The sequence below is a fragment of the Tenacibaculum bernardetii genome (assembly GCF_029125915.1).
GTDB lineage: Bacteria > Bacteroidota > Bacteroidia > Flavobacteriales > Flavobacteriaceae > Polaribacter > Polaribacter bernardetii.
This window is the reverse complement of record NZ_JAQJCU010000017.1, coordinates 1-12,082: the sequence shown is the minus strand read 5'-3', so window position 1 is coordinate 12,082 and position 12,082 is coordinate 1. Positions and strand designations below refer to the sequence as shown.

General features: G+C 30.1%; 11 protein-coding genes. 3 read left to right on the top strand and 8 right to left on the bottom strand.

All coding sequences use genetic code 11. The features are described 5' to 3' along the window. Positions 1–28: 28 nt before the first annotated feature. From P2G10_RS11610 to P2G10_RS11595, 4 genes are read right to left on the bottom strand one after another with little or no spacing between them, the layout of a single operon-like run. Positions 29–940 (bottom strand): sterol desaturase family protein, encoded by a 912-nt coding sequence (locus tag P2G10_RS11610; RefSeq protein ID WP_275316739.1) that lies wholly within the window; start codon positions 938–940, stop codon positions 29–31. A 56-nt stretch (positions 941–996) separates the two neighbouring features. Further along, entirely contained in the window at positions 997–1,635 is a 639-nt protein-coding gene (locus tag P2G10_RS11605) for an alpha/beta hydrolase (protein ID WP_275316738.1), read from the bottom strand. Position 1,636: 1 nt separating this feature from the next. After that, on the bottom strand, positions 1,637–2,896 hold the full coding sequence (locus P2G10_RS11600) for a dihydroorotase (protein ID WP_275316737.1): 1,260 nt from the start codon (positions 2,894–2,896) through the stop codon (positions 1,637–1,639). Next, complete coding sequence (locus P2G10_RS11595) at positions 2,893–4,824, bottom strand: BatA domain-containing protein (RefSeq protein WP_275316736.1); 1,932 nt, start codon at positions 4,822–4,824, stop codon at positions 2,893–2,895. Before P2G10_RS11595 ends, P2G10_RS11600 begins: the two co-directional genes overlap by 4 nt. Positions 4,825–5,007: 183 nt before the next feature. On the opposite strand from P2G10_RS11595, the gene P2G10_RS11590 reads away from it, so the two are divergent. The 3 genes from P2G10_RS11590 to rlmF all read left to right on the top strand — a co-directional run bounded on the left by P2G10_RS11590 (position 5,008) and on the right by rlmF (position 8,420). Then, entirely contained in the window at positions 5,008–5,673 is a 666-nt protein-coding gene (locus P2G10_RS11590; RefSeq protein ID WP_275316734.1) for a class I SAM-dependent methyltransferase, read from the top strand. Next, on the top strand, positions 5,674–7,260 hold the full coding sequence (gene bshC, locus P2G10_RS11585; RefSeq protein ID WP_275316733.1) for a bacillithiol biosynthesis cysteine-adding enzyme BshC: 1,587 nt from the start codon (positions 5,674–5,676) through the stop codon (positions 7,258–7,260). 302 nt (positions 7,261–7,562) lie between these two features. After that, positions 7,563–8,420 carry a 23S rRNA (adenine(1618)-N(6))-methyltransferase RlmF gene (rlmF, locus tag P2G10_RS11580; RefSeq protein WP_275316732.1) on the top strand — a complete coding sequence of 286 codons (858 nt, stop codon included), beginning with the start codon at positions 7,563–7,565 and terminating at the stop codon, positions 8,418–8,420. A 90-nt stretch (positions 8,421–8,510) separates the two neighbouring features. Here rlmF and P2G10_RS11575 read toward each other — a convergent pair whose 3' ends face one another. The 4 genes from P2G10_RS11575 to P2G10_RS11560 all read right to left on the bottom strand — a co-directional run bounded on the left by P2G10_RS11575 (position 8,511) and on the right by P2G10_RS11560 (position 11,969). After that, positions 8,511–9,590, bottom strand: coding sequence for an NADH:flavin oxidoreductase (locus P2G10_RS11575; protein WP_275316730.1), 1,080 nt, complete (start codon positions 9,588–9,590; stop codon positions 8,511–8,513). Positions 9,591–9,676: 86 nt separating this feature from the next. After that, positions 9,677–10,336 (bottom strand): DsbA family oxidoreductase, encoded by a 660-nt coding sequence (locus P2G10_RS11570; RefSeq protein WP_275316729.1) that lies wholly within the window; start codon positions 10,334–10,336, stop codon positions 9,677–9,679. Between the two features lie 366 nt (positions 10,337–10,702). Further along, positions 10,703–11,176: a DUF695 domain-containing protein gene (locus P2G10_RS11565; RefSeq protein ID WP_275316727.1), complete on the bottom strand. Its 474-nt coding sequence runs from the start codon at positions 11,174–11,176 to the stop codon at positions 10,703–10,705. 259 nt (positions 11,177–11,435) lie between these two features. Next, positions 11,436–11,969 (bottom strand): GNAT family N-acetyltransferase, encoded by a 534-nt coding sequence (locus P2G10_RS11560; protein ID WP_275316726.1) that lies wholly within the window; start codon positions 11,967–11,969, stop codon positions 11,436–11,438. Between the last annotated feature and the right edge of the window lie 113 nt (positions 11,970–12,082).

Below are 12,082 nucleotides of genomic sequence, written 5' to 3'. Positions count from 1 at the left end.
AAAAAACCGAGCTTAAAGCTCGGTTTTTTTATTTTTGTTCAGCGGATAATTCAGCTTGTAACTCTTTACTTGTTTTAGAGCTGTTGTCATGACTCCAACCTGGAGGCATAAAAACATATTTAAGTCGAGTGCCTAGTGGTAAATGTTTTTTTCTATTAAAGAAATCTTTAAAAATCTCTTTCCATTCATGAAAAATAATATTGATAGGACCTTTGTCTTCTAGCGGAGAAGTTAATCCGTAACGTAGTTTTTCGTAAGTTACTTCATCTTCTTCAGCTTGAAATGTTCCGAACATACGATCCCAAATAATTAAAACCATTCCCATGTTTTTATCCAAATATTTGGTGTTTGAGGCATGATGCACTCTATGATGTGACGGAGTTACAAAGAAAAATCCCCATAGACCTAATTTACTTTTTATGAAATTTGTGTGGCATAAAGTACCGTAAATTTGATTCAGTGCATAAGCAAACATAACATGTAAAGGTTCAACCCCTAAAAAAGCTAAAGGTAAAAAGAACATATAACGAAATAAAGGCTGTAATACTGGTGAACGAAAGCCTGTTGAAATATTATAATATTCAGAGTTGTGGTGTGTTACATGAACCGCCCAAAAAAACCTTGAATGATGATCTACATAATGATGTATGTAATATAAAAAGTCTTGACCAATAAAAGCAAATAACCAATAAGCTACGCCTAAATATTCCCAATCTACAATTCGGTAATAATAGCAAATTCCCATTACTCCAAAAGAGATTACTTTCATTAACAGATCTAGACTAAAGTTAATTAGTGCAAAATAAACATTCGTAGAAGTGTCTTTAAAATTATAATTTTTCTTTTTCGATCTATAACTAAAATATATTTCAATTAAAATTATTGAAATAAAAAATGGTGTGCTCCAAAAATATAGAACATCTTGATTTAATAAATCCATGTTGACTCTTTAGAATACAAAAATATTCTTTTTTACTTAAAAATAATAATTAAATTTTACAAACGATTTTCTATCCACTTTTTAAAACTATAAAAGTTTTGTGGCGCAACTCCATGTCCTACAGGATATTCTGAATATTCGCTTTGTAATTTATTGTCTGATAAAATTTGTGGCGCTTTTCGAGCCCAATCAATAGGTAGTACCTGATCAACAGTTCCGTGAGAAATATAATAATCTGTAGTAATCGTACTTCTTATTTCTTTAGGTAGTAATTCTTCGTTAATATAACCACTTAAAGCAATTACATGTTGCACTTTATTAGGGTAATTAAAACTTAGTGCGTAGCTTAAAATAGCTCCTTGGCTAAAACCTAAAAGAAATGTTTTATCAGGATTTGTGTTGTATTTGTTTTTTATTTCATCAATAAATAAAGCAATTTCATCTACTGATTCTTTTGCTTGCACTAAGTCAGAAAACTTTCCGTTAACAGCATCAAAATTAATAGCATACCAAGCATAAGCTCCCATACCCATACTGTGTGGTGCCTGCGCACTAACAATTAATAAGTTATCAGGTAATTCTTCTGCAAACGAAAATAAATCTTGCTCGTTACTACCGTACCCATGTAGTAAAATTAATAAAGGCGGATTTGTAGTTGTGTTCTTAGGTTCTCTTAGGATGTAATGTAAACTCATATTATGAATTTAAGATTAATTGATTATTATTGTAAATACCGTATACTTTTCCTTTTAATTCTTTATCTAAAAAAATACTGTTTTTTGATGTTGAAATGATGTTTTCTTCAGAAAAAGTATAAGATCCATCAGGATTAAAAATTGATAGATTTGCTTTCTCATTTTCTTTGATAACTGATCTTTCAATTCCAAAACGTTCTTTAGGATTGTTAGATAAACAGTTTATAATAGTTTCGATGTCTAAAATTGAATTTAAAACGCTAAAAGCACTCTCTAAACCAATCGTTCCGTCTTTTGCTTCTGAAAATTCTACTTTTTTATGTTCGATGTCTATTGGGTTATGATCTGAAGTTATCATATCAATCGTTCCGTCTTTTACTCCTTTTAATAAAGCTTTTATATCGCTAGATGTTCTTAGTGGTGGATTTACCTTTTTATTACCATCAAAATCATGCAATTCATCATCTGTTAAAAATAAATTATGCACCGCTACACTACACGTAACATCTAAACCTTTCTTTTTAGCGTCTTTAATTAATTGTACCGATTTTTTAGTTGAAATTGTAGGAATATGTAGTTTCCCACCGGTATATTCTAATAAAAATAAATCACGAGAAATTTGAAGCTCTTCTGCCAAAGCAGGAATTCCTTTTAAACCTAAAAGCGTACTGTTTTTACCTTCATTAACAACGCCTTCACCAGCAATCGCATTGTTTTTTGGAAAACTCATTGCTAAACCATTAAAGTTTTGTGTATAAAGTAGGGCTACTTTTAATAAGTTATCGTTAGCAATAGGTTTGTTATAATCTCCAAAAGTAATAGCACCAGATTGTTGCATGTCGTACAATTCTGCCATTTCAACACCTTTGCTTTGTTGCGTTAACGTACCAATAGGATATAGGTTCGTAGCGAATCCGTTTGCTTTATTAATTAAAAATTCCACAGCAGATTTATTATCAATTACCGGGTTTGTATTCGGGTTTACGGCAACAGCTGTAAAACCGCTTTTGGCAGCGACCAATAAACCATGTTTAATTGTTTCGCGCTCTTCATAGCCTGGCTCACCAAAAGAAACACTTGTATCAAACCAACCTGTAGAAACATGAAGGTTATCAAGTTTTACAAGTTGATATTCTTTTTCAGAAGTAATCGTATCGTTAATCTTGGTAATAATACCATCAGTAATTAAAATGTCTTTAGTTTGTTGGTGATAAGGACTAGAGGCATCAATAATTGTAGCCGATTTTAGCAGCGTTGTCATGGTTTAAAGAATTTTAAGATCAAAATTTCTATAAGCAAAGATACAATGGCTAATACTAAAAACCATTTCCAAAGCCATTGAATTTTATTTTCACTATTAATATTGTTTAAGGTATTTTTAACCGAATTAGCTTTGGTTTTTGAGTTTAAGTTTTCTGAATCTAAGAAATGTAATAAGCTTTCTTTCTTCGGATAATTAAAAGCACTATTCTTTAAAATACTAGCTTCTTGTTTTATTTGATAAAACCCGGCAACTAAAGGTTGATCTGTAGTTGTAATTTTTACACTATTTTGAAGTGTTTGCTGCAGCGGTATAAAGGACGTTTGGTTATTCGAAATAGTTACTATTTCATCTTTACCTAATTGTTTATTAATATCAATAACCGAGGGCTCACCAATCGTATAATATAATTTAGAAAGTTGTAAACTGTATTTACCAATATTATAAAAAACGGGCACTACCAAAGGCGAATTTATAAAATTACTACTCTCTTTACTAAGCGGAGCCGCTACCCAATAAATAGCCGAATTTGTTAAGTTTACTTGTTGTATAAAGCCTTGTTTGTTTTCGAAAGAAACAACAGTACTCGCGTTTAATAGTTGCGTATTATAAGCGGTTTTTACAAACGGATATTGAAAATTACGCACATTTTTTTCAAACACATTTTTTAAAATCGGATGTTTGTAATTTATAGTTGTAATTTTTAAACTATCAGTTTTTTTAGAGAGTAGTTTTCCTATTTTAAGTTTGTTAAATAAACTGCTGTAAGACGAAATGGTTAAATCTCTAGAAGGTATTACAACCAAATTTCCACCATTTTTAGTGAATTCAATTAAACTAGCAATAAGATTTTCTGGAATATTATCAATTTCATTTAAAACAATTAAATGCTGTTTCTGAATTAAATTGTAATTCAGATTTTTAATAGTAGAAGATGTAAAGTCAAATGCTTCTTTTGTATAAATTCGGTTTAAAAAATCAGCAGGTTCGCCAATATTTAAAACAGCAGTTTTAGTGTTGGAGTTTATGGCGAAATAAAAGGAATTATCAAAAGTATAAGTGTCTTTAAAATTTAGTTCAATTTTCCCAGAAAAATCAGTTGTTTTTAAGATTGAAAAAACCACTTTTTGGGTTTTATTTTCTTCAATAGAAAAAAGTTGTTTATTGATTAACTTCTCTTTATTGTAAATAGCAATTGGTACATTTTTTTTAAAGATACCTTGATTTTTAACAAGAATATTTACTTGAAAATTTGTTGTACCGTTGTCACTTATAAAAACACTATCTATTGATAAATTACTTTTTTGCTGCGGATTTAATTTTACAAAAGAGGTATTCTTTGGAGAACTTAATAAGTCTTCTTTTTTTACGTTCTGAAAATCAGAAATAATAATGTTTTCAGAAAGTATATTTGTTTTGTTTTCGGTCGATATTTTTAATAAAACATCTTTTAATTCCGTTTTTTTAGCGGTATTTTTTACTTTTAACAAAATATCTTTTAAATCAGAAGCTGTTTTATTTTTATGAAATTCATCATTTGTAATTAAAGAGTAAGTTGCTTTTTCTGATATGTTTTCTAGAATTTCTTGGCTAGCTACTTGTAATAAGTTCCCTTTTTCGCCATCGGTATTTGTACTTAAAGAATTATCTAAATAAATTAAGAAATGTTGTTGTTGATCGCTTTTATGATTGCTAAAATAAGGTTGTGCAAAAGCGATGATTAAAGCGGCAAATAATAGTAAGCGCGTAGCTAAAATCAACCATTTTTTTATGCGAGAACTTTTACGAGTTTGTAGTGCTAATTTTTTTAAAAAGGCAACGTTGGTAAACGGAACTTTAACAAATCGCTGTAATTGAAATAGGTGAACTATAATAGGAATTAGTAAAAGTACTAAGAAGTATAAAATTTCAGGATGTTTAAACTGCATAGTTCATTTTTTGCTCACTAAGTGAGGTTTTAAGTGATTTAGCTTTCGTAAAAATGTTTTTACAAGGTAACTTATTAACTGTAAAAATAGCCAAATTGATGATTTAAAAAAGAATGTAGTTAAAAATCTGTTAGAAAAGTGTTTTGTTTTCGACAAGATGTCAAATTTCACTATTTTTGAACTATGACTACAAAAGAGAGTGATTGTAAAAGCCCAGCGAAAATTGAATATAAAAATCACTGGAATACTGCATACACAAAAAACACAACCGAGAAGTTAGGTTGGTTTGAAGAAAAGGCAGCACAAACAATGTCTTTAATTTCTAAATCAAGATTAAAAAAAACCGCAACTATTTTAAATGTAGGTGTTGGTTCTTCGGTTTTAATAGACGAATTATTGGCTGATGGTTACACGAATTTAATAGCAAGCGATTTATCTGAAAAAGCACTAACTACTTTAAAAGACCGCTTAGCTGAAGAAGCAGTGAAAGTAACTTTTATTGCGGATGATTTAATACAGCCTGAAAAATTAAATAAGCTAAGTAATATTGATTTATGGAATGATAGAGCTGTATTGCATTTCTTTTTAAAAGAAGAAGAAAAAGCAGCTTATTTTAATTTGTTAAAGCAAGTTGTAGTTAAAGACGGATTCGTAATTATTGCAGTTTTTGCTTTAGATGGCGCAGAAAAATGTTGCGGCTTAGAGTTGCAGAGATACAATAGCGAAATGTTGCAAGAGCGTTTAGGAAATCAGTTTAAGTTAATCACAGAATTTAATCACATATTTGTAAATCCGTATGGTGGAAAAAGACCTTATATTTACACATTGTTTCAAAGAATAAATAAGTAAATGAAAGTTACAGATATTCCTTTTAAAAAGACCGGTTTTTTCTCTAAAACAATGATCGATTATTTAGAGAAATCAGAAAAACTACAACCATTTTATAAAAACTTTCCATCATTAGAAAGTTTTAAAAATCAGATAGAAAGCAAAAATTTTTCAACAGCAGCAAGAAAAACTTTAGTTACTGTTTTAAAAAAACAATATACTACGATAAAAACATCAGAAGCAACAAAGCAAAATATTGATGATTTATTATTAGAGAATACTTTCACGGTAACTACTGGGCATCAGTTAAATTTGTTTACGGGACCCTTATATTTTCTATATAAAATATTTTCAACTGTTAATTTGTGTGAAGAACTAAGAGCTAATTATCCGCAACAAAACTTTGTGCCAATTTATTGGATGGCAACAGAAGATCATGATTTTGAAGAAATAAACTACTTCAACTTCAAAGGGAAAAAAGTACAATGGAATTCTAACCAAACAGGAGGTGTAGGACGTTTTTCTACAGAGGGATTAGAAGATGTTTTAGAGGTGTTTTCGAACCACTTAGGAACTTCAAAAAATGCACAATATTTAATCAACCTTTTTAAAGAAGGATATATAAAACACAATAATTTAGCTGATGCAACAAGATACATAGCGAATGAATTGTTTAGTGAATATGGATTGGTAATTCTTGATGCCGATAACCGCGAATTAAAGCAAGAGTTTATTCCGTTTATTGAGCGCGAATTAAAAGAAGAGATTTCACACCAAAAAGTAACCGAAACTATAAAGCGTTTGGGTGAAGAGTATAAGATTCAGGTAAACCCAAGAGAAATTAATTTATTTTATTTAACAGATGAAATTCGTGAACGTATTGTTTTTGAAGATGATGTGTATAAAGTAAATAACACTAGTATTTATTGGGAGTTAGATGCGTTGTTAAAAGAAGTTCATGATTTTCCAGAAAGATTTTCACCAAATGTAATTATGCGTCCGTTATTTCAAGAAGTAGTACTGCCAAACTTATGTTATATCGGTGGAGGAGGAGAGTTGGCTTATTGGATGCAGTTAAAAGATTACTTTGATGAAGTTAAAGTATCTTTTCCTATTTTATTGTTGCGTAATTCAGTGCAGATAATTTCTGAAAAGCAAGCTAAGAAATTAGCAAAACTAGATATTTCATTAGAAGAATCTTTTCAAGATCAAAACAGCTTACTAAAAGATAAAGTATTAGAAACCTCAGAAGAAAAAGTTGATTTTACGAGTCAAAAAGAATTTTTACAGCAACAGTTTGTCGATTTAAGAGAATTGGCTAAAAAAACAGATGTATCATTTGTAGGTGCTGTAAATGCTCAAGAAAAAAAGCAATTAAAAGGATTAGATAATCTAGAAAAACGTTGGTTACGAGCAGAAAAACGAAGACAAAAAGATTTGGTAGATAGAATTGTATTATTGCAAAACGAAATATTACCAAACCAAAGTTTAGAAGAGCGACAACGAAATTTTTCTGAGTATTATTTAGAGTACGGAGCTACTTTAATTAAAGCGTTAAAAGAAGGTTTACAGCCATTGCAATTAGAATTTACAGTAATAGAGATTTAAATTAAAATCCTTGGTTTTTATATTTTTGATAACTTTTTTCGTTTAATTTATAGGAGATGAAATAAGCAAAAGTAAAATAGATGACCATGTTGATAAAAAGGACAACGGAATTTATAAAAGAATTTTTCAGAAAAACCAACTTCCCAAAAAATAAATATAAACTAAAAAGGAAGTGCAAAACTAAGGGCTCTTTTAAAGGCGAATAGCGATTTGTTATTTCTTTTAGTTTTCCAGTTTTTTACAAACAAAGAAGTTTTCTTTTTATAATACGCATTTGAATTCGGTTTCATAAACAAAAATTAATGAAAGACAAAGAAAGTAAATTACATAAAAATAACAAACATAGAAACGGATATGATTTTACATTGCTAAAAGAAAAGTATCCGAAAATAGAAGAGTTTGTTATCGAGAAATTTGATAAAGAAACAATCGATTTTTCTGATCCAATAGCAGTAAAAGAATTTAACAAGGCATTATTAGCAGCGCATTATAATATAAAAGATTGGAATTTTTCTGATGAAAATTTATGTCCGCCAATTCCTGGTAGAGTAGATTATATTCATCATTTAGCGGATTTAATTGGTGATGCCAAAAACGTAAAAATACTTGATGTTGGTACGGGAGCAAGTTGTATTTATCCACTCTTAGGAACTGTAGAGTATGATTGGAATTTTGTAGCTACAGATATCGATTTAGATTCGTTAGATTATGCACAAGATATTATTGATGATAATGATTTAAGTGATAAAATTGAATTACGTCAACAGTTTAATGAAGCCCATATTTTAAAAGATATTATAGAGGAAGGAGATTCTTTTTCGGCAACGATGTGTAATCCTCCGTTTTATAAATCGGCAGAAGAAGCAAGAGGAGCAAACCGAAGAAAATCTAGAAACTTAGGTAATAACACGGTTCGTAATTTTGCAGGAAATTCAAATGAACTTTGGTATGTTGGTGGCGAAAAAGCATTTTTACACACCTATTTATATGAAAGCTCATTACAGCCTACAGCAAGTAAGTGGTTTACTAGTTTAGTGTCTAAAAAAGAGAATGTAAAGAGTTTAGAAGATTCTGCTAAAAAGCTAAAAGTAGCAGAATTTAAGGTGATACCGATGAGCCAGGGAAATAAAGTTACACGCATTGTGTGTTGGCGATTTTAAATATATTTATAACAATAAAAACAGCGTCTTAAAAGTAATTTTAAGACGCTGTTTTAGTTAATTTAAAATCGAAATGTAAGTAGTTACTTTCTAATCTTCTTTAACAAAATTGGGCCATCTTTTTAAGTATTTGATAAATGTTTTGCTTACACCTTCTTTTAAAAGATGTTCTTCTGAAACAGGTGTTGAAACAGGTGTAAAATTAGAATCATTCATCACTAACCTCGGAAAATTGTGATGTAATATAGCTGAGGTTCCTATTGATACAAAATCTACACCAGCATCTAATATTTTTTGAACATCAACAGCTTTGCTAATTTTACCAGCAACTGTCCATTTAACATCTTTAAAATCTAAACTTTTAAAGTGATCTAATAAGCTATTTTCTTGATATTTTTCATCATTAGGCATTTTAAAACAATCCCATAAAGAGATGTCTAAAAAATTAATGTTTCCTGCATCAATTAATTGTTGGCAAACAATTTTCACCTCACCAATATCCATTCCAAACCTTTCAGGCGATAAACGAACACCGACTAAAAATTCTTTTCCGCATCGTTCTCTAATGCCGTCTACAATTTCAAAAATTATTCGAGCTCTGTTTTCTAGCGAACCACCATATTCATCTGTTCTATGATTTATTTCTGAGCTTAAAAATTGTGTTAAAATATAACCATGTGCGCCATGAACTTCAACACCATCATAACCGCATTCTTTAGAACGAACAGCTGCAGTAATAAAATCATCTCTTAATTGTTTTACTTCTGTAAGTGTAAGGCCTCTTGCATTTGTTTTTTCATTATCAGAAGAAGAAACAGGTTTTTCGTTTATCAATTCATGTGGCGTACGCATTCCTGCATGATGTAATTGAATAACAGCTAAACTTCCTTTTTCTTTAATGCTTTGGGTTAGTTTTTTATGTCCGTCATTTAAGTCATCGCTAAAAATACCTAATTGCCCAGGAAAACCTTTACCGATTTCTTGTACGTGAGAAGCACACGTCATCACTAAACCAAATTCACCTTCAGCCCTCAATTTTAACCAATTTAATTCATCATCAGAAAGCTGACCGTTTTCATGACTTTGTCGGTTGGTTAAAGGAGCTAACATGAATCGATTGTTCATTATTGAGCCGTTAGAGAATTTTATTGTTGCGTTTGCTTTAATCATAAGGTGTTATTAAAATTTTGATTTCAAATTTAAATAGAAAATTAAGATGTTTAAAATTAAATACGTCTTTGTTTCTACTCTCTTAATTAATTTTTATTTGATGGCTGATTAATTAATTCAGTTAAAACTTGTTTAAGTGAGTCTAAAGGTTGTGCTCCTGTAATTGCACTTTTTTTGTTAAACACAAAAGTAGGAACAGAGTTTACACCTAAGTTTTTCCAATAGTTTTGTTTATTTCTTACTTCGTAACGGGCATTTTCATCATCTAATTTAGCCAAGGCTTCATTAGCATTTAAACCAACATCTAATAAGGCTTCTTTTAATACAGCATTATTAGAAACATCTTTTTGATCACTAAAAAAAGCAGTTGTTAATCGCATTTTTAATTCGGTTTGTTTTCCAAAATCTTTAGCATACTCTAATAAAACATGCGCATTAAATGTATTTACCATTCTCATGTCATCAAAATAATTGAATTTAAAACCTAACTCTGCACCAATTTCTGTCATTTGTTGTTTAGACTGATTTTGTTGTGCTACGGTCGAACCATATTTTTCAGTAAGATGCTCAATAACATTTTGCCCTTCTGCAGGCATATTAGGATTTAGTTCAAACGGTTGCCACTCAATATCAATTTGATCTTCGATACCAAGTTCTTTAATCGCTTTTTCTAATCGCTTATAACCAATGGTGCACCAAGGACACACCACGTCTGATACGATATCTATTTTTAGTTTTTCTTTCATAATTATTTTATTTCGATTTTATTAATTATACCATTATGTAAATATAGAAATCTAAAGTATTAATCGAGTTCTCTTTTTGTAAGTCTTAAGAAACAACATCGTTCTTAAATAATATTTTCCAATAAATTCATTCTCAGAAGGACAAACTTCACAACTTATAAATGTTAAAAAAACTAATATTAAATATAATAGATTCTTCATTTTTGATTTCGGTTGTTAATTATTGCCAACGTTTATGTATAAGAATAGTTGCGGGTTTGTATACGAGGATTTTCCGAAGGAAAATCAGACGTTACAAACACGCAACGACCTTTGATTAAGCACTAAACCGCAATTATTTTTATACGGTGTTGGCGTTAGTTTTTCTTATTTAAACGATTTATAAGTATTCCAATTTTGGTCAGTTTTGTTATAAGTCGTAAGTTCATATTTAGGATATTTCTTTTTTAATTTTTCCAATCTCACATTAAATTCCGCTAAATCTTTTGTGTAAATCACAAATTCTCGAAATCCAGAAGTCGTAATAGTGATTGGAACAATTGAATTAAAGTCCGATTCTAAAAAGTCAAATATATCGTCTTCAAGATTATCCAATTCAGGTTCGTTTTCAATGTCAGGTAATCCGTCAGCATTTGGCGATAACATTTTGAAAGCAATTCCGCAATTCGTTGAATAATTTTTATTTCCAGCTATTTTGTCGCACGCAACATTTTTCCGCACAAACATTGGTTTTCCATTATTTTCTCCAGTCGAAACACTCCAACTTTCGGGAATTTCAGTTATTAATTCCGATGAATTTGATTCGTTTTTTTTCTTAAATAGATTGTCAAAAAATCCCATAATTTTAATTTCTGTTCGGTTTTCTCAAATTAACGCCAACGGTGAGTATAAGAAACGTAAGTAATTTCGAAGCTCTTACCTGTCAACTTGCACTGAGCCAAATTTGCGTTTTGACACAAATTTAAAGCTTTAAAACAAACCGTCAAATCGCAGATTTGGCGGAGCTGATTAAATGCTCGAAAGCTTCGTAAATCACAGGACTACTTATGTTTTTTATACATTGTTAGCTACAGTACTTTTTTTCAGGCTTATTCTATCATTAATCATTTTTCAATTTGCTATAAACTTCCAAATCTGTAAAAACATTTCCAGTTAGCAATTCTCCGTCTCTTTCAATTCCCTCGAATTTAAATCCAAGTCTTTTAGGTATGTTAGCACTAACTCTGTTCTCTACAGCACATTTAATTTGTATTCGGTTAAATCCTTGATCTTCGAAGGCAAAAACACAAAGTTTATCTACAGCTTTCGTTACAATTCCCTCTTTTTGAAATTTTTCAGAAATCCAATAACCAATTTCTGTTATCTTATTTATTCTGTCAGAGTCTTTTAATCCAATCAAACCGATAAATTCATTCTGTTTCCTGATTGTGAAAGTGTATTCAAATTTATCTTTGGGAGCATTCACAACTGAATTGACAAAATTTTCAGTGTCTTCAAGTTTTTTTGTAAATGCAACAAAAGGTAACCACTTACCTAAATATTCTCTCTGGCTATTAATCGTATTAAATATATCAGCTGAATCTGATAATTCTAATTGTCTTAATTCTAATTCTGAATCGATTTTGATTTTCATTAATTTCACTTTTCGGTATTGTAGCTAACGTTTATGTATATGGTTTGTTGCGTGTTTCAAGCAACTAATTTAGTAAATAATTACCGACCAAGAAAGTCCGCGAGGACTTTCGT

Bases quoted from the DNA above. Each gene is read 5' to 3' on its own strand.
- P2G10_RS11610 (WP_275316739.1), bottom strand. From the start codon at position 940: ATGGATTTATTAAATCAAGATGTTCTATATTTTTGGAGCACACCATTT.
- P2G10_RS11605 (WP_275316738.1), bottom strand. From the start codon at position 1,635: ATGAGTTTACATTACATCCTAAGAGAACCTAAGAACACAACTACAAAT.
- P2G10_RS11600 (WP_275316737.1), bottom strand. From the start codon at position 2,896: ATGACAACGCTGCTAAAATCGGCTACAATTATTGATGCCTCTAGTCCT.
- P2G10_RS11595 (WP_275316736.1), bottom strand. From the start codon at position 4,824: ATGCAGTTTAAACATCCTGAAATTTTATACTTCTTAGTACTTTTACTA.
- P2G10_RS11590 (WP_275316734.1), top strand. From the start codon at position 5,008: ATGACTACAAAAGAGAGTGATTGTAAAAGCCCAGCGAAAATTGAATAT.
- bshC (WP_275316733.1), top strand. From the start codon at position 5,674: ATGAAAGTTACAGATATTCCTTTTAAAAAGACCGGTTTTTTCTCTAAA.
- rlmF (WP_275316732.1), top strand. From the start codon at position 7,563: ATGAAAGACAAAGAAAGTAAATTACATAAAAATAACAAACATAGAAAC.
- P2G10_RS11575 (WP_275316730.1), bottom strand. From the start codon at position 9,590: ATGATTAAAGCAAACGCAACAATAAAATTCTCTAACGGCTCAATAATG.
- P2G10_RS11570 (WP_275316729.1), bottom strand. From the start codon at position 10,336: ATGAAAGAAAAACTAAAAATAGATATCGTATCAGACGTGGTGTGTCCT.
- P2G10_RS11565 (WP_275316727.1), bottom strand. From the start codon at position 11,176: ATGGGATTTTTTGACAATCTATTTAAGAAAAAAAACGAATCAAATTCA.
- P2G10_RS11560 (WP_275316726.1), bottom strand. From the start codon at position 11,969: ATGAAAATCAAAATCGATTCAGAATTAGAATTAAGACAATTAGAATTA.